This window comes from Belnapia sp. AC561, assembly GCF_979252845.1.
The window spans coordinates 1-253 of sequence record NZ_CEEDBP010000342.1 but is presented as its reverse complement, the minus strand read 5'-3'; the positions used below and the strand labels follow the sequence as shown (position 1 = coordinate 253).

General features: G+C 70.8%; 1 protein-coding gene. It reads right to left on the bottom strand.

Translation table 11 applies throughout. The features are described from left to right. Window positions 1-253, bottom strand: a 253-nt coding sequence (locus AC0IW9_RS31345) for a VirB4 family type IV secretion/conjugal transfer ATPase (RefSeq protein WP_471652195.1), incomplete at both ends; no start/stop codon positions are given.

Genomic DNA, 253 nt, shown 5'->3' with positions numbered 1-253 from the left:
ACGTCGGCCAGCGTATCGGCTCGCACCGCGATGGTCAGGTGATGCTCGCCGAACGCCGCACGCCCGGCGGCTAGGTCGTCACGTGCAACGCCGAGCTCGCCGCGCAGGCTCAGCGCCTCGTCATCGGCCGCGCGCATGCGGCGCAGCGCCAGATTGACCCGGCCGAGTGCCGCCTGCCGGTCGACGAAGCCAAAGCTCTGCGTAACCGTCAGCTCGAAGGGCAGGCGCAGCAGTTCGTCGAGCATCCCCGGAC